Source organism: Neisseria sp. HMSC064D07, assembly GCF_001837185.1.
GTDB classification, from domain to species: Bacteria; Pseudomonadota; Gammaproteobacteria; order Burkholderiales; family Neisseriaceae; genus Neisseria; species Neisseria flavescens_C.
Genome location: NZ_KV831658.1, coordinates 1 through 21810, shown reverse-complemented (window position 1 = coordinate 21810; position 21810 = coordinate 1). Strand labels below are relative to the sequence as shown.

General features: G+C 49.3%; 18 protein-coding genes. 7 read left to right on the top strand and 11 right to left on the bottom strand.

The window, feature by feature from the left end; translation table 11 throughout:
• Nucleotides 1-106: 106 nt before the first annotated feature.
• Nucleotides 107-382 carry a hypothetical protein gene (locus HMPREF2608_RS03000; protein ID WP_003680156.1) on the bottom strand — a complete coding sequence of 92 codons (276 nt, stop codon included), beginning with the start codon at nt 380-382 and terminating at the stop codon, nt 107-109.
• A gap of 261 nt (nt 383-643) precedes the next feature.
• Here HMPREF2608_RS03000 and HMPREF2608_RS02995 point away from each other — a divergent pair, with 261 nt between their 5' ends.
• The 3 genes from HMPREF2608_RS02995 to HMPREF2608_RS02985 all read left to right on the top strand — a co-directional run bounded on the left by HMPREF2608_RS02995 (nt 644) and on the right by HMPREF2608_RS02985 (nt 2811).
• The gene (locus HMPREF2608_RS02995; RefSeq protein WP_004518834.1) at nt 644-1330 is read left to right on the top strand and encodes a S24 family peptidase; all 687 of its coding nucleotides are present in this window, start codon (nt 644-646) and stop codon (nt 1328-1330) included.
• Between the two features lie 132 nt (nt 1331-1462).
• Nucleotides 1463-1801: an iron-sulfur cluster insertion protein ErpA gene (gene erpA, locus HMPREF2608_RS02990; protein ID WP_003680162.1), complete on the top strand. Its 339-nt coding sequence runs from the start codon at nt 1463-1465 to the stop codon at nt 1799-1801.
• Between the two features lie 335 nt (nt 1802-2136).
• Nucleotides 2137-2811, top strand: a complete 675-nt coding sequence (locus HMPREF2608_RS02985) for a hypothetical protein (RefSeq protein WP_004518836.1) — start codon at nt 2137-2139, stop codon at nt 2809-2811.
• A gap of 80 nt (nt 2812-2891) precedes the next feature.
• Here HMPREF2608_RS02985 and HMPREF2608_RS02980 read toward each other — a convergent pair whose 3' ends face one another.
• Entirely contained in the window at nt 2892-5081 is a 2190-nt protein-coding gene (locus HMPREF2608_RS02980; protein ID WP_004518837.1) for a primosomal protein N', read from the bottom strand.
• A 135-nt stretch (nt 5082-5216) separates the two neighbouring features.
• Here HMPREF2608_RS02980 and HMPREF2608_RS02975 point away from each other — a divergent pair, with 135 nt between their 5' ends.
• Nucleotides 5217-6008, top strand: coding sequence for a DsbC family protein (locus HMPREF2608_RS02975; RefSeq protein WP_004518838.1), 792 nt, complete (start codon nt 5217-5219; stop codon nt 6006-6008).
• Between the two features lie 136 nt (nt 6009-6144).
• Here HMPREF2608_RS02975 and HMPREF2608_RS02970 read toward each other — a convergent pair whose 3' ends face one another.
• The 7 genes from HMPREF2608_RS02970 to HMPREF2608_RS02940 all read right to left on the bottom strand — a co-directional run bounded on the left by HMPREF2608_RS02970 (nt 6145) and on the right by HMPREF2608_RS02940 (nt 16081).
• Nucleotides 6145-6828 carry a 2,3-diphosphoglycerate-dependent phosphoglycerate mutase gene (locus tag HMPREF2608_RS02970; RefSeq protein ID WP_049337039.1) on the bottom strand — a complete coding sequence of 228 codons (684 nt, stop codon included), beginning with the start codon at nt 6826-6828 and terminating at the stop codon, nt 6145-6147.
• 102 nt (nt 6829-6930) lie between these two features.
• Nucleotides 6931-7683 carry a class I SAM-dependent methyltransferase gene (locus HMPREF2608_RS02965; protein ID WP_070825930.1) on the bottom strand — a complete coding sequence of 251 codons (753 nt, stop codon included), beginning with the start codon at nt 7681-7683 and terminating at the stop codon, nt 6931-6933.
• A gap of 48 nt (nt 7684-7731) precedes the next feature.
• The gene (locus tag HMPREF2608_RS02960) at nt 7732-9360 is read right to left on the bottom strand and encodes a sigma-54-dependent transcriptional regulator (protein ID WP_070825929.1); all 1629 of its coding nucleotides are present in this window, start codon (nt 9358-9360) and stop codon (nt 7732-7734) included.
• Nucleotides 9353-10939, bottom strand: a complete 1587-nt coding sequence (locus HMPREF2608_RS02955; protein WP_070825928.1) for a two-component system sensor histidine kinase NtrB — start codon at nt 10937-10939, stop codon at nt 9353-9355. Before HMPREF2608_RS02955 ends, HMPREF2608_RS02960 begins: the two co-directional genes overlap by 8 nt.
• Before the next feature lie 69 nt (nt 10940-11008).
• Nucleotides 11009-13312 carry a DNA topoisomerase IV subunit A gene (gene parC / locus HMPREF2608_RS02950; protein ID WP_070625065.1) on the bottom strand — a complete coding sequence of 768 codons (2304 nt, stop codon included), beginning with the start codon at nt 13310-13312 and terminating at the stop codon, nt 11009-11011.
• Between the two features lie 208 nt (nt 13313-13520).
• Nucleotides 13521-14843, bottom strand: a complete 1323-nt coding sequence (locus HMPREF2608_RS02945) for an MFS transporter (RefSeq protein ID WP_070825927.1) — start codon at nt 14841-14843, stop codon at nt 13521-13523.
• A gap of 194 nt (nt 14844-15037) precedes the next feature.
• Nucleotides 15038-16081, bottom strand: a complete 1044-nt coding sequence (locus HMPREF2608_RS02940) for a LacI family DNA-binding transcriptional regulator (protein WP_049348777.1) — start codon at nt 16079-16081, stop codon at nt 15038-15040.
• Between the two features lie 259 nt (nt 16082-16340).
• Here HMPREF2608_RS02940 and pgi point away from each other — a divergent pair, with 259 nt between their 5' ends.
• Complete coding sequence (gene pgi, locus HMPREF2608_RS02935) at nt 16341-17981, top strand: glucose-6-phosphate isomerase (RefSeq protein ID WP_070825926.1); 1641 nt, start codon at nt 16341-16343, stop codon at nt 17979-17981.
• 171 nt (nt 17982-18152) lie between these two features.
• On the opposite strand, the gene ftnA (HMPREF2608_RS02930) is transcribed toward pgi, so the two are convergent.
• On the bottom strand, nt 18153-18650 hold the full coding sequence (gene ftnA / locus HMPREF2608_RS02930; protein ID WP_003686798.1) for a non-heme ferritin: 498 nt from the start codon (nt 18648-18650) through the stop codon (nt 18153-18155).
• A gap of 16 nt (nt 18651-18666) precedes the next feature.
• Nucleotides 18667-19152, bottom strand: coding sequence for a non-heme ferritin (gene ftnA / locus HMPREF2608_RS02925; RefSeq protein ID WP_003686837.1), 486 nt, complete (start codon nt 19150-19152; stop codon nt 18667-18669).
• 913 nt (nt 19153-20065) lie between these two features.
• On the opposite strand from ftnA (HMPREF2608_RS02925), the gene HMPREF2608_RS11615 reads away from it, so the two are divergent.
• Nucleotides 20066-20239 carry a hypothetical protein gene (locus tag HMPREF2608_RS11615; protein ID WP_224783520.1) on the top strand — a complete coding sequence of 58 codons (174 nt, stop codon included), beginning with the start codon at nt 20066-20068 and terminating at the stop codon, nt 20237-20239.
• 260 nt (nt 20240-20499) lie between these two features.
• Nucleotides 20500-21777, top strand: a complete 1278-nt coding sequence (locus HMPREF2608_RS02905) for an AmpG family muropeptide MFS transporter (protein WP_283122283.1) — start codon at nt 20500-20502, stop codon at nt 21775-21777.
• Nucleotides 21778-21810 lie beyond the last annotated feature (33 nt).

Genomic DNA, 21810 nt, shown 5'->3' with positions numbered 1-21810 from the left:
TTAGGGGATTTTGGGGAATTTTGCAAAGGTCTCATCCTGATTAAAAACACAAGGCCGTCTGAAACTTTGATCGTTCAGACGGCCTTTATCAATTCATTCACAAACATCACTCATACACCACGCCGGCAAGCATTTCTTCTTCATTCAAGTTGCCGTACTGTTGCTCCCAATCGTGAGTAGCCTCCACCATATCGCATTCTTTGGCAAAAGCCAGCAGCCTGCCGTCCATCTGATCCAAACTCAAGCTGCCTAAGCGTTCGCATTCCGAAGCCGTCAGATTACCGTCCGCCTCATGCGCTTCCGAAGATCCGAAAGGCAGAGCAAAAAAACCCAGTACCAACGCCAACAGCACCCAAAAAGTATTTTTACGCGAACGAGTCATTTCACACCTCTTATCATAATCATATAGCAGGTTTAAATCAGAAAAACTAAACCAAATAAAATTAAACTAAGAAAAATCGAACAGAAATTTAGAAATATCGATTTATCTAAGACAAAACGAATAATACTAAGAAAAAATAGAATATGCAATACTTTTTCTTAGATGAAGTAATTTTTTTCTTACAATTTTATAAAAACTAAGGTAAAATACACTCAAATCGTCCAAACCATATAAAAAACATACCTCCACAAAGGCATAAACATGGATACCTTTAAAGACCGCCTGGCTTTCTTATGGAAAGATGAAGCCCGCCAAGCCAAAATTGCCGCCGACATCGATATGACCATCGCCGGATTCAGCCGTATCTGGAACGAAGGAGGCCTGCCGAAATCGGAAACGCTAAAAAAAATCAAACAACTTAAAGGCTGCAGCATAGACTGGCTTTTAACAGGCGAAGGTTCTCCCTTCCCTGATTCCGAAGCCCCAAAGGCCACAGCAACCGACACACTAGGCAACCCTGTCGATATAGACGAATTTGTCTTCGTACCGCGTTACGACATCCAGGCCGCGGCCGGACACGGCCAGCTCGTCGGCGATGAGCAACCCATATTCGCCATGGCGTTCCGACGCTATTGGATTGAAAATTATGTAACGCGAGACATCAAAAACCTTTCCGTTATCTCAGTCAAAGGCGACTCGATGGAAGGCGTGCTGAATGATGGCGACACCATCCTCATCAACCACGGCCAAACCACGCCGCGCGACGGCCTCTATGTTTTACGCCTCAATGAAAACCTTTTGGTCAAACGCCTGCAACTGATACCCGGTGGCATCGTCAACGTCATTTCTGCCAACGAAGCCTACCCTACTTTTGAAATCGACTTGAAAAACCCGACCGACGACGTTGCCATCATCGGCCGTGTAGAATGGTTTGGCAGAAGCATCTAAATCTGACATACTGGTGCTTGAAATTTCTGCCATGCCCTCCATGTAAGCTGGCAGACCCTGTCTGCACAAACTTGCCTTGGCTAACGGTTTGAGCGACAATAGTAAAAATATTCATATAAAAGGAATCACATCATGTCAGACGAAAGCCCTATTATCTTTACTGACAGCTGCTGCACCAAAGTTGCCGACCTGATCGCCGAAGAGAACAATCCCGATTTGAAATTGCGCGTATTCGTCAACGGCGGCGGTTGCTCCGGCTTCCAATATGGTTTTACCTTTGATGAAATCAAAAACGACGACGATTTCGAAATCCAAAAAAACGGCCTGACGTTCTTGGTCGACCCGATGAGCTACCAATATCTGGTTGGTGCAGAAATCGACTACACCGAAAGCCTGCAAGGTTCTCAATTCGTCATCCGCAATCCGAATGCCGAAACAACTTGCGGTTGCGGCTCGTCCTTCTCCGTATAAATAATCCGTTTCTTCATGAAAAACAGGCCGTCTGTATCTTCAGACGGCCTTTTGTGTGAATTTATTTTAAACAATATTGGATTTATCTTATAATAATAATATCGGGCGTGAATATTTACTCTACAATAGACATAACATTGGACATGCATATTGCCATATAAATAAAAAATCATTGTCCAGCCGATTAACGACACAAAGGCACCCCCTATCCGGTCTGCCTAAGACTGCGGCCTCTGTTTTTGCCTGCATCGCAAGCCAAAACAGCTCAAACACAATAACAAAACCTCAGACCCAACCCATTTGGTTGATGCAGTCGAAATATTCATGGGATATCAATGAGCAAACAAGAAAAATTTTTCGACGTATACGTTTCCTATCCGCCGAACACGGATAGGGAGCGCATCCATGCCTGCCTGTATGACAACCTGCCTGAAAACGAAGTCGAGAGTCTGATTCAAGCTTTGGCCGAGCGTCCGCAAGCTATTGTGGCCGAGAAATGCACCCAAGACGAGCGCGAAAATGCGCAGCATTACTTCAGCTATTTAGGTTTGGACGTAATCGTCCGTCAGGCTATGGAGTTGGAAGCGGTTGAAGAAGAACCCGTGTTGGCAGTCAACACGCCCGACCCTATCCAATGCCCAGTCTGCATGACGATTATCGACGAACTCGACGCACAGGAATGTAAAACCTGCCACTTTGATTTGACAGAAAAAAATGAGCTGGCCATCCAGCGCAAGCGCATTGAATGGCAGGAAAAAATCTCTTTCGAGCATAAAAAACAAACCGAAATTGCCCACAAGCTCAAATATGAACGCGAGCAGGAAGAGAAAAAGCTGCGCAAGAAAATCCGTGCTGAATTGGAATCCCAACTACGCGAAGAGTTAGGCCAAAATCCTGAGCTGGCCGCACTTGCAGCAAGGAAGAAAACACAGTTTCTGCTTACAATGGCTATCGTATTCGCCGTTTTGAGTCTGCTTGCACTCGGCTATATCGCTGCAAAATTCTTCTAAACTGATTCCAAAACTTAAGGCCGTCTGAAAAACAGATTTTCAGACGGCCTTTTATTTCTATATTGATTGAATCATTTCAATCAAGCCTCTTGCACATCAACGTCCACCGACCATCGGATTTTGCCGTCCCTGTTTTGCTGTAACACTTGTACCCACAAACTCACGGCGCGATGCAAATCTTGTCGAGATGTCGATTCGAGGAAAACTTGCGCACGTTCGCGTTCGGCAAGGCGCACCATCAGCATGGGGGCGGCGCCGAACTGGGAGACGCTTTCAGGCAAAAGCGGAGCAATGGTTTCTTTGGCGGCGTTGAGAAACTCCATCGCATCGGCAACGCGCGGCGCGTCGGCGCGGACGGCAGTCTGGAAACCGAAGGGCGGCATGGCGAACATTTGTCGCTCGTTCAATTCGTTTTCGGCAAACACGGCGTAGTCCTGCGCTTTGACGGCGGCGAAGACGGGATGTTCGGGCAGTTGGGTCTGTATCAACACCTTGCCGGGTTTGTCGGCGCGCCCCGCCCTGCCGGACACCTGCATCAGCTCGGCGAACAGCCTTTCCGGCGCGCGGAAATCCGCGCTGTATAGACTGCCGTCGGCGTTTAACACGATAACAAGGTTGAGTCGCGCGAAATCATGACCTTTGGCGAGCATCTGCGTGCCGACCAGAATATCGATTTCGTTGTCGGCGATGCGGCGGTACAAATCCGCCCAGTCATTTTTGTGCGCGGTGCTGTCCCTGTCGACGCGGACGACGGCGGCCTTGGGCAGGAAGGCGCGCAGGGTTTCTTCGACGCGCTGCGTGCCGTGGCCGACGGCGGTCAGGTCTTGGTTGCCGCAGTCGGGGCATTTGAATGGGATGGGTTCGCGGTGGTCGCAGTGGTGGCAGCGCAGTTGGCGGGCGCGTTGGTGCAGCACCATCTTGGCGGAGCAGTTCGGGCAGCCGAAGGTATGGCCGCAGTCGCCGCAAAACAGCGCGGGCGCGAAGCCGCGCCGGTTGAGGTACACCAGCGACATGCCGCCTGCTTCAAAGTTCTGTTTCAAAAGCTGCAAGGCTTGCGGCGAGAAGCCGTTGTCGAGTTTCAGACGACCTACGTTGAGGATGTCTACTTGCGGCAGTTGCGCAGTGGTATGGGCGCGTTCGGTCAGTTGCAGCAGGCGGTACGCGCCGCTTTGCGCCTTGTGCCAGCTCTCCAAGCTGGGCGTGGCGCTGCCCAAGACGACGGGACAGCCGCTCTGCTTCGCCCGCCACACCGCCAAATCGCGGGCGTGGTAGCGTAATTCGTTGTCCTGTTTGAACGAGCCGTCGTGTTCCTCATCGACCACAATCAGCCCGACATCATCCATCGGTGTGAACACCGCCAGCCGCGTGCCGATGACCAATTTCGCCTGTCCCAACATCGCGCGCAGATAATCCTGCGTGCGTTTGCCTGCCGCCATTTGGCTGTGCAACACAGCGGTCGGCACATCGGCAAAACGGTCTTCCACCCGCTTCAAAAGCTGCGGCGTGAGGTTGATTTCGGGCAACAGAAACAACACCTGCCGCCCCTGCGCCAACACTTTCGCCATCGCATCGAAATATACCTCGGTCTTGCCGCTGCCGGTGATGCCGTACAGCAAAAACGGCTGAAATTTACCGAAGGCCGTCTGAATTTCATCGGAAGCCTTCTGCTGGTCAGCATTTAATACAAATTCAGAGTGCGAAGCCTGCCCATTGCACGACCTTAAAACGGGTTTCGCCGCTTCCATAGTTTCAATCCAACCCTGTTCCGCCCAATCTTCAATTAATTTCGCCGCCTGCGCGTTCACCTGCTTCAACGCCGCCATCGTCATCCCGCCCGACAGCAGCGCGTCCCACAAAGCCGCTTTTTTGTTGAACCGAGACGGCGGCGGCGTTTGCGCCCTACCCGCTTCGTTCAAAGCGTAAAACAACGGCGGCTGCGGCATTTCCACCACGCGCGTTTCCTTCAAACCTTGCGGCAATGCGGCAAACACCGCCTGCCCGGTCGGATAGTGGTAATAACGCGACGTAAATGCCAACAAATCACGCCAGCTTTGAGGCAACGGCTTTTCTTCCATAAAGGCCGTCTGAACACTCAAAATCCGCGCCGTATCCATATCCGGCGCAATATCCGTTTCCCACACAACCCCAACAACGGTTTTATTGCGGAAAGGCACAAGCACCCGCGTTCCCGGAGGAAGCGGCTCGGAATAGGAATACGTCAAAAGGCCGTCTGAAAGCGGCACGTTTACGGCAATACGGTGGTAGATCATACAAACAATCAAATCATTTTTTCGTATTTTAACAGCCGAAAGCTATTTTCAGACGATAATTTGAGCCTTAGTACAATGCAGACATGACAGAGGTTTGATACAATGCCTTACTTTCAACACACGCAAGTCTCTCGCATGAAAACCAAGTTAATCAAAATCTTAACGCCGTTTGCCGTCCTTCCTTTGTTGGCATGCGGTCAACCTGCCGTATCCAACGCCAATGCGGCGCCTGCTCCGGCCGCCAAAGCGGAAGCGCCTGCCGACAAATCCGTTGCCGCTTCTTTGAAAGCGCGTCTGGAAAAAGTCTATGCCGCCCAAGATTTGAAAGTTTTGAGCGTCAGTGAAACACCGATTAAAGGCATTTATGAAGTTGTCGTCAGCGGCAAACAAATCATCTATACCGATGCTAAAGGCGACTATATGCTCGTTGGCGACCTCATCAACGTCAATACGCGCCAAAGCATGACTGAAGAACGCGCCGCCGATTTGAACAAAATCGACTTCGCTTCCCTGCCTTTGGATAAAGCCATCAAAGAAGTACGCGGCAACGGCAAACTGAAAGTCGCTGTTTTCTCCGATCCGGACTGCCCGTACTGCAAACGCTTGGAGCATGAGTTTGAAAAAATGACCGACATCACGATTTATACATTCATGATGCCGATTCCGAGCCTGCACCCTGATGCCGCGCGCAAAGCCGAGCTGTTGTGGTGTCAACCTAATCCGACCCAGGCATGGATCGACTGGATGCGCAAAGGCAAACTCCCAAGCGGCAAAGCAAACTGCGAAAACCCTGTTGCAGAAACCACTTCATTGGGCGAACAATTCGGCTTCAACGGCACACCGACCGTGGTCTTCCCTAACGGCCGCAGCCAAAGCGGTTACAGCCCTATGCCTCACCTCAAAGAAATTATCGAGAAAAACCAGTAATACAGGGTTTAATCTCCATAAAGGACGCTTTACGCGTCCTTTTTTCATGTCACCCGCCATCAACTGCCTTCAGACGGCCTCGATACTGACAAGTACAAAAAAGGACGTGTCCAACACGTCCTTTTTTCTCTTTACCTTACAGGTAGAATTTTTCAATCACTTTCAGGTTTTCATCCAATTTGTACACCAGCGGCTGACCGGTTGGGATTTCCAAGCCCATGATGTCTTCGTCGGAAATGCCTTCGATGTGTTTTGCCAACGCACGCAGGGAGTTGCCGTGTGCCGCAACCAATACACGTTTGCCGCTCAAGATGGCCGGAGCGATTTGGTCTTCCCAGAAAGGCAGGACGCGCTCGAGGGTAACTTTGAGGTTTTCGCCATCAGGTACGACATCGCTAGGCAGGTTGGCATAGCGGCGGTCGTTGTGGGCGGAGTTAGGATCTTTAGGATCGAGCAGCGGAGGCAGGGTGTCGTAGCTGCGGCGCCAAATGTGGACTTGCTCGTCGCCGTATTTTTCTGCGGTTTGTTTTTTATCCATACCTTGCAGCTGACCGTAGTGGCGTTCGTTCAAACGCCATGATTTGATTTGTGGAACAAACAGTTGGTCGGATTCTTCCAAAACGATGTTACAGGTTTTGATGGCACGGGTCAGAACGGAGGTAAAGGCGATGTCAAACTCGTAGCCTTTCTCTTTCAGCTTTTTACCTGCTGCTGCGGCTTCTGCCAAACCTTGCTCGCTCAGCTTGACGTCGCGCCAGCCGGTGAAAAGGTTTTTCGCGTTCCATTCGCTTTGTCCGTGACGGATGAATACTAATTCCATGATAGTTTGCTCCAATGAAGTTTGGGAAAGGGTATTTATATCACACTTTGCCGCCGCGCTGATAACGCCGGCGGTTTCTTTTGATATGTTGCAAGTTTGCTTTTAGTCTTCAGACGGCCTTGTCGGAAGGTAAACGTCAAAACGCGTGCTTTTGCCTGTATATTGATAAGCAGGTTTGCGCCTATCGAGAAATTCACCCAAGCGCGGGCGTTTGACGACAATGCGCTTTTTGGCGGTATTCAATGCAACGTTCAGAAGCTCGGCTTCGTCTTGTGCCGCACCGACCAAGTCGTGAAAGTAAGCCATTTCTTTTTTCACAGCGGCGGTTTTGCGACGCTCCGGATACATCGGGTCGAGGTACACCACATCGGGGCTGCCGTTTTGCGTGGACAATTCCTGCATTAAATCAACGGCATTGCCGAAGTGCAAAATAATTCGCTGGGCAATCTCCCGTGTCTCTTCACTTTGCCCTGCCCTGTTGAGGCCGTCTGAAAGTAGACAGGCAACAGCAGGATTTTGTTCAAAAGTTTGTACATTCAAGCCCAACGAGGCAAGCACAAAACTGTCGCGCCCCAGTCCGCCGGTAGCGTCCCAGACAGTCGGTTGCGCAGTGTGGTTGACGGCTTTGGCAATCAACTCGCCGCCGCCTTTAGTGCGCCGGTAATGGGCGGCACCGCCATCAAAATCAACGCGGACACGACCTTTTTCACCGGCGCGGCACAAACTGATGCCGCTTTCGTCAGCGATAAGGAAACTGCCTTCTCCAGGCTGCCGGTCGATAACGGTCAGCCCGAAAGGCGCGGCAAGGCTGCGAAGTTCGACAGATGCGGTTTCGTCAAAATAAATCTTGTACATAAGGCTTATGTTTCAGACGGCCTTAAAAACTCAGGCCGTCTGAACGTTTTAATTGATGTCCAAGCGTTCCATGCGGTAGCGCATGGAGCGGAAGCTGATGCCCAAAAGTTTGGCGGCTTGGGTACGGTTGTAACGGGTTTGCTGCAAGGCCTGCTCGATGATGCTGCGTTCCACTTGGTCGAGGTAATCCTGTATCTGCATGGTACGCGGATCAAACGGCGGAATGGGGCTGTGATTGAGCGTAGTTTCACGCGCGTCAGGTTCGGCAATATCGTCAAAGGAGAAGCCGCTGCGTTCAGCCTTAACCTGTGGGGCGTTTTGAATCTGCAAGTCGTCCACTTGTATCACTTGGCCGACCGTTAACGCAACAGCGCGTTCGAGGATGTTTTCCAACTCGCGGAAGTTGCCGGGGTAGCTGTAATGCAACAGGGCTTCTTGGGCTTTCGGGCTGAGTTTGTAGGTTTGATTGCCGTGACGGTGTTTGTACAGCAGATACAAAATCAGAGCGCCCAAGTCTTCGCGCATTTCGCGCAAAGGCGGCATGTGCAGGGTGACAACGTTGAGGCGGTAATACAAGTCCTGACGGAACGCGCCGCTTTCAACCAAAGCTTCGAGGTTTTTATGGGTTGCACAAATAATGCGCACATCCACAAAGGTTTCCCGCGCATCGCCGATACGGCGCACGGCTTTTTCTTGAATGGCGCGCAGGAGTTTGACCTGCATGGCAAGCGGCAGATCGGCAACTTCGTCAAGGAACAAAGTGCCGCCGTCAGCGTGTTGGAAAAAACCTAAACGGTCTTGATCCGCGCCGGTAAAGCTGCCTTTTTTGTAACCGAAAAATTCGCTTTCCATCAGGTTTTCAGGAATGGCACCGCAGTTGACGGCAATAAACGGTTTGTCGGCGCGGTCGGACAGCTCGTGAATCGTGCGCGCCGCCTGCTCTTTACCCGTACCGGACTCGCCGGAAATATAAACAGGAACAAGGCTGTGGGCCAATCTGCGAATCAGGTGGCGTACTTCGACCATTTGCGGCGAGGTACCCAACAGGCGCGGCATATCGTCCTCGCCTTCCAATATAGGTGCGTCTTGTTGCAGAGCGGGATTGATGCTGCCAGCCGAAAAACGCTCTTTTAAGGAATTGAGCCCTTCCGGAACAGTCAAAGGCCGGTTAAATTCGCTCTGTACGCTCTTAGGAGGCGTAACGACAGGCTTGGCCGGTTGAGGTTCAGGTTTATACAGGGCGGCAGAAACAGGCGCAGGCTGCGATTTGACTTTTTCAGACGGCGTGGGTTCGGCAGTATTGTCTGAAACCGATACTGCCGATTTAACCAATGAACGCAACTGCGACAGCGTAATCGGTTTTTGCAGATAATCAAACGCTCCTGCTTTCAAGGCTTCAACGGCTTGGTCGGCATTGCCGAAAGCCGTGATCACGGCGACGGGCGTGTCGAGCATCAACTCGTCGATGTATTGAACCACCTCGAGGCCGGAGCCGTCGGGCATACGCATATCGGTCAACACTAGCGAATAATCGTTGTTGTCCAGCTTGTCTTTGGCTTCTTCAACACCAGCCGCAGTATCGACGCGCAGACCCATTTTCATCAGGGTCATTTCCATCAGGTCGCGGATGTCTGCCTCGTCATCGACAACCAAAACCGGCTCTTGCAATTTATTCATCCTGCGCTTGCTCCTTCGGTAAAATCAATTCAAACCCGTTCATTTCAGGGTGATAATGCAGCTGCCCCATATTGGCGTGTGCCAACTCGCGTGCGACGTAAAGCCCCAAACCGGTGCCTTGTTTTTCGGTGGTGTAAAACGGCTCGAACAGATGATTTCGTACATCCGGCGGCACGCCTTTGCCGTTGTCCGCCACTACAATGGAAATATGCATCCTGCCGCTAGAGCGGATAAGAACGGTAATGGCGTTTTCGTCCTGACGGCTGTGTCGCCACGCATTGTTGCACAAGTTCCACATCACTTGCTGCAAATGCATGGAGTCAACCAATACGGTCAGGTTGTTGCCGTCCATATTCATGCGCAGACAGCCGATGGCATCGGGATTATTCAAGGTAAATTCCTGCTTGAACTCCAACCAGAATTTCATCAGATTAATCGGCTGGCGGCTGATGTTGTCTCGTTTGTTAAGCAGGGATACGTCTTCCAACATCTTGTCGATACGTTGGATATTGCTGTCGATGATGTTGTAGAGCTTGGCCTTGAGCGGATCTGCCTCGTCGCCTTCCTGCAACAAATCGCTGGCATGACGGATGGCGGACATCGGGTTGCGGATTTCGTGGGCAAGGTTGGCAGTCAACTGTCCAAGCGAAGTTAGCTTGGTGGACATGGCCTCCGCAGCCACTTCACGCAATGAGCGGACGTACAACATCAGCAGCTCGGTTTGCTCCTGAATCAGTGGAACGGCACGAACGTGCATGGCATGTTGGAAAATATGGATATCAGTTTCAAAAGGTTTGTCGGGTTGACGCTGCCAACGTGCCACCAGCTCGCCAAACACGATTTCCTGCTGATCGATAATCAGGCTGGGGAAATAGATTTTTGCCTGCTTGTTAAACAGCCACACGCGTTGAGTCGCATCAATCACCACAACCGCTTCCTGTACGCGGTTCAAAACCAAATGGTTCAAGCCGCTGATACGGCGGTAGGCAAGTTGATGGCGGCTGGCGGACTCTGAGGCCTGCTCCAAATAACGGGCGGCAAACGAGGTCAGCATCGCCACCAGATAGCCTGCGCCGATCAGCATCGAAGAATTCACCATTGATTTCGCGTCCCAATTAAACGAATCGAAACGCATGCTGCCGTCTAAAAACAGGTTCAAAATAAACAGCATGGCCGTATAGCCTGCATACAGCATGGGGTAATGGCCATAACTGAGCAGACACGACGTAGCAACAAACGGCAAAACCAAAATCCCGAAACCGGAAGCCGTACCGCCGGAGATATACACCAAAACCATCATCATGGTAATGTCGACCACGGCACTGGCATTGGGCAAATCCAAAGACTGCCACTGCCAGCCCGGGCGGAACACGGAGAGCATAATCAGGAAGAAATACAGCGTTACCCAGATATAAAACTCAACGTCCGGCAACGAAACGCCAATCAGGTTGCCGCCTGTGTAGCTGCCGAAAGCGTGCAAAACCAAAAGCGGTAAGACGATGGCTATTCGGGCAATGTTGATTACACCGGGAATCCGCTCCCTCAGATTACCCAGTTCTTGAAGATTGGCTCTGTTCATAAGTGAACCTTTTTTATTATCATGCAATGTCGTATAAATTTAATTTATTTAGATATATTTGTTCTTGTTTCAGGACAAACTTTTCAGACGGCCTGATATTTCCAATACCTTGCCTTTTTTACCGCGCTTGCCGTCAATATCGGCAATACGTAGTTTTTCCTGATGTTCTGCACCGCGTCGGCCGACCGATACAACGGTAAACTCAGAAGAGGTCGTCACCATAATGTGTTCCAAAGATGCACCCTCAGCCAACGACATCAGCTGCAAACCGCGGCCTTTAGGCATGACTTTGAGTTCGCCGATGGAAAACGCCAAGAGACGGTGGTCGCTGCTGGCCAGTACGACTTTGCAGTCGGGATTGATCAGTGAAGAAGCATAGACGGCAACCGGAGGCAGGACGGTTTCGCCACTGTCCACGGTCATGACCAATTTACCCGCTTTCACGCGTCCGACCATATCGGCCAACTTGGTGATAAAACCGTAGCCGCCGTTGCCTGAGAGCAAGTAATGCTGTTCTGGCTGGCCGGTGAGCATGGCGACGGGTTTCGCGCCGTTTTGTAACTCGATTAAGGATGAAACCGGCACGCCGTCGCCGCGTCCGCCAGGGATTTCGGCGGCATCAAGCGTATAGGTTCTGCCCAATGAATCCAGGATGACGACGGGCAAAACCGTGCGGCCTTCGAGGGTTTGTTTGAGACGGTCGCCTTCTTTGAACGCGGTTTGGCTCAAATCAAGGTTGTGTCCGGCACGGCTGCGTATCCAGCCTTTTTCCGACAGAATCAGCGTGATGGGTTCGTCGGCGGTGGTTTGTGTCAGCACGGCGCGTCCGGCCTCTTCCACCAGCGTGCGGCGCGCGTCACCAAACTGCTTCATGTCCGCCTGCATCTCTTTGATAATTAGCTTACGTTTTTCGTTTTCGTCGCCCAAAAGAATATTCAGACGACCTTGTTCTTCGCGCAACTCGTTCAATTCTTTTTCGAGTTTGAAACCTTCCAAACGCGCCAACTGACGCAGGCGGATTTCCAAAATGTCTTCGGCTTGGATTTCGGTCAGCCCGAACGCCGCCATTAAATCGGCTTTCGGATCATCTGATTCACGAATGACTTTAATCACTTCGTCAATGTGCAGAAAGACTTTCAGACGGCCTTCGAGGATGTGCAACCGTTTTTCCACTTGACTCAAACGGAATTTCAGACGGCGTGTTACGGTAACGACGCGGAAATCCAACCATTCCTGCAAAATCGTTTTCAGGTTTTTCTGCGCAGGGCGGTTGTCCAAACCCATCATTACCAAGTTCATGGACACATTGCCTTCCAGAGAAGTCTGCGCCATCAGCGTGTTGATGAAAGTATCCGTATCGATGCGGCTGGATTTTGGTTCAAATACAAGACGCACAGGATGTTCGCCGTCTGACTCGTCGCGCACGCGGTCGATTAAATCCAGCATCAGCTTTTTGGTGTTGAGCTGGTCTTGGTTGAGCTGCTTTTTTCCCGCTTTCGGTTTCGGGTTGGTTTGTTCTTCGATTTCGGCAAGGATTTTGGCGGAATTGGCGTTCGGCGGCAGCTCGGTCACAATCACGCGCCATTGTCCGCGCGCCAGCTTCTCGATTTCATAACGCGCACGCACGCGCACGCTGCCTTTGCCGGTTTCGTAAATCCGACGCAATTCGTCTGCCGGCGTGATGATTTGACCGCCGCCGGCAAAATCGGGCGCAGGGATATACTGCATCAGGTCGGCGGTTTCCAGCGTCGGTTTCTTCAACAACGCAATCGCCGCCTGTGTGACTTCGTTTAAATTGTGCGATGGGATTTCGGTCGCCATACCCACCGCAATGCCCGACGCACCGTTGAGCAACACCATAGGCAGACGGGCGGGCAGGTGTACAGGTTCGTCAAACGCGCCGTCGTAGTTCGGCACAAAATCCACCGTCCCCTGATTGATTTCGGACAACAGCAATTCCGCAATCGGCGTCAGCCGCGCTTCGGTGTAACGCATCGCCGCCGCCCCGTCGCCGTCGCGCGAACCAAAGTTGCCGATGCCGTCGATTAAGGGATAGCGCAAGGTAAAATCCTGCGCCATGCGGACCATCGCTTCATATGCAGAACTGTCGCCGTGCGGGTGGTATTTACCCAAAATCTCGCCGACCACACGCGCTGATTTCACCGGCTTCGCCCCTGCCGTCAAACCCATATCGCGCATGGCAAACAAAATACGCCGTTGTACAGGCTTTTGGCCGTCTGAAACTTCAGGCAGCGCGCGGCCTTTGACCACGCTCATGGCGTATTCGAGATAGGCGCGTTCGGCGTATTGGCCTAACAGCAGGTAGTCTTCACCGACAGGAGATGGACTTGGAGCGGAAATGTGTTCTGTCATCAGGATGGTAAAACGAAATAAATTAAAGAAGGATATTGTAAAGCAAAATCGGTAGTCATAGCCAATTTGAGTGATGAACGGTAGCGCAGCAACAATAAGGCTTACCGAATCAGGTCAGCAAATGGAATCCGTTTCGACAAAAAAGGCCGTCTGAAACCCTTTCATGTTTCAGACGGCCTTTTCATTTTGGTTTTAAATCAAAACTTCGTTATTCTGCAGTAGCCGGTTTGGCCGCAGTTTTAATGGTTAAGGTCACCGCTGCGGCAATGGCCAGGGAAACACCGGCAAAAGTCATCGCGTTGGCAGGGTTTGAACCCAAGAAAGTTCTGTACACCCAGCCGAAAGATACGGTTTCAATCAGCATTGGAATCACAATCATCATGTTCACAATACCCATGTACACGCCGTAACGTTCTTTCGGAATAGAACCGACCACAATCATAAACGGCACGCCCATCATACTTGCCCAACCGACACCGAAACCAATCATTGGCGCAAACATCAGGTATTTGTTGCTGATGTGCGGAATGGTGAGCAAGGCCAGCGCGGCAAGGGTTACGGCAAAGGCGTGAACATACTTGGCGGCGTATTTGCGCGCCATCCACATCAGGCCGAAAGCAGAGATAAAGGTTACAACGTTGTAGAAACCGTTTACCAAACCGGTCCATGCAACCGCTTGACTATATGCTTCGGTATTTTCAACAGTCGAATCCCAAACGGATTGAACGATACTATGGGAAATATATTGCCAGTAGATGAAGAGTGCGTACCACTGGAAGAGATATACCAAAGCCAGTTGCCATAGGGCAGTCGGCATTTCGCGCACGGCAACGACAATATCTTTAACGGCATGGGCCGGACCGCTCGGCTGGGCTTTAATGGCCGCCATTTCTTCAGGGCTGGGCTCACGTTCGGCCGTTGATAAAACGGTAACCAAAACCGAACCAATGGAGCAGACCGCACCAATATAAAACGAACCGAATACCCAATACGGAATGCCCGCTTCGGAAGTTTGTTGCAACCAGCTGATTTGTTGGAAGATGTAGAGGGAAACGTTGGCCAGTGTAATACCCAAACCGGTAAACACAGACTGCATCAAGAAACCGGTGGATTGCTGGTGTTCAGGAACGGTATCGGCAATAAAGGCACGGAAAGGTTCCATTGCCGTGTTGTTGCTGATGTCCAAGAGCCACAGCAGCAATACGGCCACCCACAAGGCGGTAACGTGCGGATAGATAAAGAGACAGAGGCTGCAACCGATGGCGCCAATCAAGAAATACGGGCGGCGGCGACCCAATCCAGGCACCCAAGTGCGGTCACTCATCGCACCAATCATCGGCTGCACCAGCAAACCGGTAATCGGACCTGCCATATTCAAAATCGGCAACTGGCTCGGATCGGCATGAAGAAAGCTGAAAATCGGATTAATCGCAGTTTGCTGCAACCCGAAGCTGTATTGAATGCCGAAGAAACCGAAGTTCATCAGCATAATCTGGCGAAGTGTCATCGCCACTTGTGGGGAGATTTTCATAGGAAGGCTACTCCTGGATAATAAACTATGGAAACAACAAACTCCAATTTCAGCAGTATGACGCTTTTATTGTATTGGACCGCCTTTTTTAATGAGGCAACCCTGTTTTCAGACGGCCTTTATTTTGACCGTTTATATAATCTTGTTTTGATGTGTTTTGTGTTGTTTAAAGCTTATTTTTAGGCCGTCTGAAACTATTTATTCATCACAGACTGACGCCAGATGGTTTCCCCAACGACCTTGACGGGCTGAGCCGTACCGGCCGGATGTTCGATGTATTGGAACAGCAAATCCGCCGCCATTTCGCCCATGCGCAGATAAGGCAGCTCGGTGCTGGTCAACGGCGGAAACAGCGTTTCCGCAATCGCACTGTGATTATCGTAGCCGGCAACGGAGACTTGCTCAGGAACCCGTACGCCGCGCGTCCTCAAAATCCCGTACACGCGCACGGCCATTTCATCGTTGCCGCAGCAAATTACCGTCGGCGGAATCGGCAAAGACAGCAATTTCAAAATAGCCGAAATCAAAGACCCGCTGTCATTGCTGAAGTCAGGATACCCTGTCTGCACCAAATCAGGATCAAAGACAATATCCGCATCCGCCAAAGCCCGGCGGTATCCGGCCAATCTCAATCTCGTCGCTTCTACGCCCGGCTGTAAAGTCACATAAGCAATCCGTTTGTGTCCGCTTTGGATAATCCGGCGCACCAAGCCATACTGCCCTGCCTCGTCGTCCGGCAAAACCGACGGCGTACCTGCCAAATCAAAGCAGTTGACCAACACCATCGGGCAGCGGTTGGGCACTTCCGGCAACAATACTTCCTGATGAAAACCGGCCACATACAAAATCCCCTCGGCACGGTGTTCCATAAAGGTACGGATCAGCGGCTCCATCTGACCGGGCTGACCCGGCTTGTTGTCGATGTCGGCAATCATCAAAATCTTGCCTTGTGCGCGAATCCGCTGCTGAATGCCCTTAATCAAGAACATATCCGGAATGCCGTGTCCGCCCGTATTCTCACCCGTCCGCGAAATGGCACCGGTAATCAGGCCGACCAAGCCGGAACGGTGGGACCGCATAATCCGCGCCGCAGAAGACGGGATATAGCCCAAAGCGGCAATCGCTGTTTCTACTTTGGAACGGGTTTTATCGCTGACCGGCGCATCGCCGTTAATCACCCGGCTGACCGTCTTGGGAGACACCCCGGCATAAGCAGCAACATCATAAATTGTAGCCATCTTACGAACCCGCCCCGACAGGATTTCAATAATGTTACATAGGATAACACAGCAGACATCGGTGTCATACCCCTTTTTTTTTACAGAAACTTGATGATAATCAATCATTTCTTTTTCATTTTGCATACATTTCTTAAACAAAACCACCCCCGCCATCTCCCAAAACCTGTTCAAATTTGTTAAACTACAAGCCACTACAAAAAAGCAGGAAATACCTATCTATCCTGCTTATTTTACCGTTACATACTAAGGAAACGAGATGACCGCATACTCAGACGCATGGCAGGCCTTGGAAGCCCATCATGCCGATACGCAACACGTTACCCTGCGCGAACGTTTCGCTGCAGATACCGAACGTTTCAATAATATGCACGAAATTCTGCACGGTTTGTTATTTGATTACAGCAAAAACCGTCTGGATGAAAATACCCTTGATTTATTGTGCCGACTGGCCGAAGCAGCCGATTTGCCACAATATATGCAGGCTATGCTCAACGGCGAAAAAATCAACACCAGCGAACACCGCGCCGTCCTCCACACCGCCCTGCGCCTGCCGGCCAATGCCCAACCCATTTACGTCGACGGCGAAAACATCGTGTCCAAAGTTCATCACGAACTCAACCGCACCCTCGAATTCGCACGCCAACTTTTGGACGGCACCCACGCAGGCATTACCGGCAAACCGATTACCGACCTGGTTCACATCGGTATCGGCGGCTCCGATTTAGGCCCGCGCATGGCCACACAGGCACTGCAACCCTATTGGCAAAACATCCGCGTCCACTTTGTCAGCAACTCCGATGATGCCGACCTGACCCAAACCCTTCTCGGCCTCAACCCCGAAACCACCGTATTCAGCATTGCCAGCAAATCGTTCCGCACACCGGAAACCCTGCTCAATGCCTATGCGGCGCGTACTTGGTATCGCGATGCAGGTTTGCCCGATTCCGGCATCTACCGCCACTTCTGCGCCATTTCTGCCGATGTGGCCGCCGCCCAAAACTTCGGCATTTCCCCCGACAAAGTCTTCGCCATGTCCGACTGGGTCGGCGGCCGCTATTCCGTCTGGTCGCCCATCGGCCTGCCGCTGATGGTTGCCGTCGGCGAAAAAGCATTCCGCAAAATGCTGGCCGGCGCACACGCGATGGATACCCACTTCTTCGAAACGCCATTCCGCCACAACATTCCCGTCCTGATGGCGCTCATCAACGTTTGGTACAACAACTTCCAACATTCAGACGGCCAAACCGTTGTCCCATACAGCCACAACATGCGCCTCTTCACACCATGGCTCAACCAGCTCGATATGGAAAGCCTCGGCAAACAGCGTACTTCAGACGGCCAACCCGTTTCCTGCACCACTGGCGGCATTGTCTTCGGCGATGAAGGCGTCAACTGCCAACATGCCTACTTCCAGCTTCTGCACCAAGGCACGCGTCTGATTCCCGTCGACTTCATCGTCCCCATGACCACAGTCTACGGCAACCACCGCCAACACCGCTTTACCGTTGCCAATGCCTTCGCCCAAGCCGAAGCGCTGATGAAAGGCAAAACCTTAGACGAAGTGCAAATCGAATTGGCCGCCCTACCCCAAGACGAACGCGACCGCCTTGCACCGCAAAAAGAATTCCCCGGCAACCGTCCGAGCAACAGCCTGCTCATCGACAGCCTGACGCCTTTCAACCTCGGCATGCTGATGGCTGCTTACGAACATCGTACTTTCGTTCAAGGCGTGATTTGGCGTATCAACCCCTTCGACCAATGGGGCGTGGAATACGGTAAAGAGCTGGCCAAAACCATCGAACCCGAACTCGAACGCGGCACGCCTGCACACGACAGCTCCACCAACGGTCTGATCGCCTTCTACCGCAACTGCAACGCAAGATCGAAGGCCGTCTGAAAATAAAATGCCCGTAAGACAAGCATATCTGCCTGTCTTACGGGCATTTCAAAACCTAATCGGCGGTAAGAATGAACCGTTAAAGCACCGCACTTTTAGACAAAAGTAGCTAGATTTTGATATAAAAAAAGGCTAAATCGATAATGACTTAGCCTTTTTCATCAGACTTGATTAGTTGTTTGTTGTTAATGCGCCTAAATCTTTATCAACTAAGAACAAACCTTTACCATCTTCACCAAGAAGATTTAATTTATCCAAAATTCCACTGAATAATTTTTCTTCTTCATGTTGTTCAGCCACATACCATTGTAAGAAGTTAAAGGCAGAGTAGTCTTTCTCTTCAAAAGTTCTACCAACTAATTCATTGATTTTAGAGGTAATTAACTTTTCATGTTCATAAGTTAATTCAAGTACTTGTTTCAATGATGAAAATTGATGAGGTGGTTCATCAATTTGTGTGATGATAGCCAATGCGCCGGTCTCATTTAAATAAGTGAAGAGTTTACGCATATGCTGCATTTCCTCAGCCGCATGCTCTGATAAAAATTTTGCAGCTCCTTCGAAACCTTGTTGTTCGCACCAGGCGCTCATTTGTAAATATAAGTTAGAAGAATAAAACTCTAAATTCATTTGATCATTTAATAGTTTAATCACGCTATTTGATAACATTTTATTTCTCCTATTCTTATAAAGTTTTTAATTCACGATCAATGTAGTAGAGCGCTGTACCACTTTCACCAAGAAGTTTGAATTTATCAACAATACTGTTAAATAATTTTTCTTCTTCATGCTGTTCAGCTACATACCATTGTAAGAAGTTAAAAGTAGAGTAATCCTTTTCTGCAAAAGTACTCTCAACTAACTCATTAATTTTAGATGTCACTAGTTTTTCGTGTTCAAGTGTTGTTTCAAAAACTTCTTTTAATGAAGCGTAATCGTGTTTAGGGGCGTCAATTTTACCTAACAAAGGCATTCCACTGGTTTCGCTCACATAAGTAAACAACTTTTGCATATGTTCCAATTCTTCATCGGCATGACGAAGTAAAAATGCTGCAGCGCCTTCATAACCATGTTTATGGCACCATGCACTCATTTGCAAATAGACATTTGATGAATACAACTCGAGATTAATTTGTTCGTTTAATTTTGCTGTAATTGACTTACTTAGCATAACTAACTCCTTTTCTTAATGCGGTTATGATAGATGTATCACAATACAAAATTTGTATTTGCGGATGAATTTTACTCATTTTATTGAGAATAGTCAATTTTATTTTATCAATTTTTATTGTAACCCATTAATTTAAAAGGATTTTATAAATAAATTATTCTCATTTGGTTCCATTTAATGAAATGAGTTATCAATATCGCCTTTGCCTAAATTCTCTAGAGAAATGATGAGGTGTTGGAAGGAGAATCGTAGATTTCCAAAGTTTTTTGCTCTCACTTATCAACTCCAAAATACTGGATAAATAGAAAACATGAAAATTCAATGTTTTTTATAGAATTACGCATCAAAGCGATATAGTTTCAAAGTAGGTTATCCTTAATATTTGAATGTGACAATTACCATTTATTATTTAACATAATATACATATTGTTGAAAAATCTACTGGTTAACTTCAATCAGGGAAAGCATGAAGAAGTTAGGAAGTTGGTTGGAAAGTTGATTAGGGTAGATTTTATTCAAATGAAAGACTAGGCTATGAAATCAAAATTTGTGTATAAGTTACTGGTAATTTCAAAGTACCTGTACATTTTAATTTGTATATCAATACCAATCGTTTTTATTTATGAAAGCTACCAAGGAGATAATGTTGATTTTATGATTTATATTCATGCTTTTATTATTTTTTCCATATTGGGTGTATTGACTCAATATTCTACATCTAATTTTTTTGAAAAGGAAAAATAACATGATTGAACTATCCATTGAGGATCTGGAACTAATTTATGGAGGAGGCTTAGGAGAGAGAATCCTTCAAGGAGGAGCAAATGGTGCATAAATAGGAGGATCAATTGGTGCAGGTATTGGTCTGGGTGTCGGTATAGCTTTTGGCAGTATTCCTGCCGGACCAGCTATTATGGTCGGTGGCACAATTGGTGCTGCTGTTGGTGCTGCAACTGGTATGGGTGTTGCAGCATATGAGTATTACCAAGAAACTCAGCCTAAAGGGACAGTAACGGTCGGTCCGATTTCTGCTTTTGCTGTGGACAAATCAGGAAACGGCTACACTGACGGCACAAATTACCACTGATATTTCTCATCGTTCAAACGATCTCTAGGGGTCGTCTGAAACTTTCTTAACTTCAATTTTATGAATACACCCAAGCAACCCTTCTTCCGTCCTGAAGTCTCCGTTGCCCGCCAAACCAGTTGTTCCAACAAAAGGCCGTCTGAAACTTTATCCATTCAGTTTCAGACGGCCTCTCATTATTCGATAAAGATAACAGAAGTTCATTCGCCATATTCCCCATCTTTGCTACAATATCCCTTTTCTTTTTTATTAATTTCACTATGACAACCGCACCCCAATCCGGCACTTGGCGCAAGATTTTCTCGCGCAGTATGCTGATTTGTATCTTTACAGGCTTCACTTCGGGGCTGCCGCTTTATTTCTTGATCAACCTGATCCCGGCATGGTTGCGCAGCGAACACGTCGATTTGAAAACCATCGGCCTAATGGCACTTATCGGGCTGCCTTTTACTTGGAAATTTATCTGGTCTCCCGTCATCGATTTGGTCAGATTACCTTTTTTAGGACGGCGACGCGGTTGGATGCTGGTTACGCAAATTGGTTTGCTGCTGACCTTGCTCATTTACGCCTTCCTAAATCCTGCTCAGCATTTATATGTAATTATGGGCTTATCGTTGGTGGTCGCCTTTTTCTCTGCCAGCCAAGATATTGTATTGGATGCATTTCGCCGCGAAATTTTGTCAGATGAAGAATTAGGCTTGGGCAACTCCATCCACGTCAATGCCTACCGTATCGCCGCTTTGGTACCCGGCTCGCTCAGCTTGATTCTGGCCGACTTAATGCCTTGGCACAACGTATTCATCATTACTGCACTGTTTATGCTGCCCGGTCTGCTGATGACCCTGTTTTTAGCTAAAGAACCTGACATTCCACCATCTGTGTCGCGTACATTTGCCCAAACGGTTTCAGACCCTTTCAGTGAGTTCTTCTCCCGCAAAGGAATCAAACAGGCCATATTGGTATTGCTGTTTATCTTTCTCTACAAACTGGGCGACAGTATGGCAACGTCTCTGGCAACGCCGTTTTATCTGGACATGGGCTTCAGCAAAACCGACATCGGCCTCATTGCCAAAAATGCCGGTTTATGGCCTGCTGTCATTGCCGGTATTGTAGGCGGTATTTGGATGATAAAGCTCGGCATCAATAGAGCTTTGTGGATTTTCGGCGTGGCGCAATGGGTTACTATTCTAGGCTTTGCTTGGCTGGCAAATTTTGGCAAGTTTGAAACCATCACACTGACAGAGCAAATGATGCTTGCGGCCGTGATTGGTGCAGAAGCAGCTGGTGTTGGTTTAGGTACAGCAGCATTTGTTGCCTATATGGCTCGTGAAACCAATCCAGTATTTACGGCCACTCAATTAGCCCTCTTCACCAGCCTTTCCGCTGTACCGCGTACATTTATCAATGCTTCGGCAGGTTATCTGATTGAAGCGATGGGTTACTTTAATTTTTACTGGCTGTGTTTTGCTTTGGGCATACCGGGCATGTTGCTGCTGTTTAAAGTGGCACCATGGAATGGCGAAAAAGTGAGTAACTAGATTGAGACCTTTGCAAAAAAGCCCTTCCTTCGA

Excerpts from the sequence above, each read along its gene's own strand:
- HMPREF2608_RS03000 (WP_003680156.1), bottom strand. The coding sequence starts at position 382 with ATGACTCGTTCGCGTAAAAATACTTTTTGGGTGCTGTTGGCGTTGGTA.
- HMPREF2608_RS02995 (WP_004518834.1), top strand. The coding sequence starts at position 644 with ATGGATACCTTTAAAGACCGCCTGGCTTTCTTATGGAAAGATGAAGCC.
- erpA (WP_003680162.1), top strand. The coding sequence starts at position 1,463 with ATGTCAGACGAAAGCCCTATTATCTTTACTGACAGCTGCTGCACCAAA.
- HMPREF2608_RS02985 (WP_004518836.1), top strand. The coding sequence starts at position 2,137 with ATGAGCAAACAAGAAAAATTTTTCGACGTATACGTTTCCTATCCGCCG.
- HMPREF2608_RS02980 (WP_004518837.1), bottom strand. The coding sequence starts at position 5,081 with ATGATCTACCACCGTATTGCCGTAAACGTGCCGCTTTCAGACGGCCTT.
- HMPREF2608_RS02975 (WP_004518838.1), top strand. The coding sequence starts at position 5,217 with ATGAAAACCAAGTTAATCAAAATCTTAACGCCGTTTGCCGTCCTTCCT.
- HMPREF2608_RS02970 (WP_049337039.1), bottom strand. The coding sequence starts at position 6,828 with ATGGAATTAGTATTCATCCGTCACGGACAAAGCGAATGGAACGCGAAA.
- HMPREF2608_RS02965 (WP_070825930.1), bottom strand. The coding sequence starts at position 7,683 with ATGTACAAGATTTATTTTGACGAAACCGCATCTGTCGAACTTCGCAGC.
- HMPREF2608_RS02960 (WP_070825929.1), bottom strand. The coding sequence starts at position 9,360 with ATGAATAAATTGCAAGAGCCGGTTTTGGTTGTCGATGACGAGGCAGAC.
- HMPREF2608_RS02955 (WP_070825928.1), bottom strand. The coding sequence starts at position 10,939 with ATGAACAGAGCCAATCTTCAAGAACTGGGTAATCTGAGGGAGCGGATT.
- parC (WP_070625065.1), bottom strand. The coding sequence starts at position 13,312 with ATGACAGAACACATTTCCGCTCCAAGTCCATCTCCTGTCGGTGAAGAC.
- HMPREF2608_RS02945 (WP_070825927.1), bottom strand. The coding sequence starts at position 14,843 with ATGAAAATCTCCCCACAAGTGGCGATGACACTTCGCCAGATTATGCTG.
- HMPREF2608_RS02940 (WP_049348777.1), bottom strand. The coding sequence starts at position 16,081 with ATGGCTACAATTTATGATGTTGCTGCTTATGCCGGGGTGTCTCCCAAG.
- pgi (WP_070825926.1), top strand. The coding sequence starts at position 16,341 with ATGACCGCATACTCAGACGCATGGCAGGCCTTGGAAGCCCATCATGCC.
- ftnA (WP_003686798.1), bottom strand. The coding sequence starts at position 18,650 with ATGTTATCAAATAGCGTGATTAAACTATTAAATGATCAAATGAATTTA.
- ftnA (WP_003686837.1), bottom strand. The coding sequence starts at position 19,152 with ATGCTAAGTAAGTCAATTACAGCAAAATTAAACGAACAAATTAATCTC.
- HMPREF2608_RS11615 (WP_224783520.1), top strand. The coding sequence starts at position 20,066 with ATGGTCGGTGGCACAATTGGTGCTGCTGTTGGTGCTGCAACTGGTATG.
- HMPREF2608_RS02905 (WP_283122283.1), top strand. The coding sequence starts at position 20,500 with ATGACAACCGCACCCCAATCCGGCACTTGGCGCAAGATTTTCTCGCGC.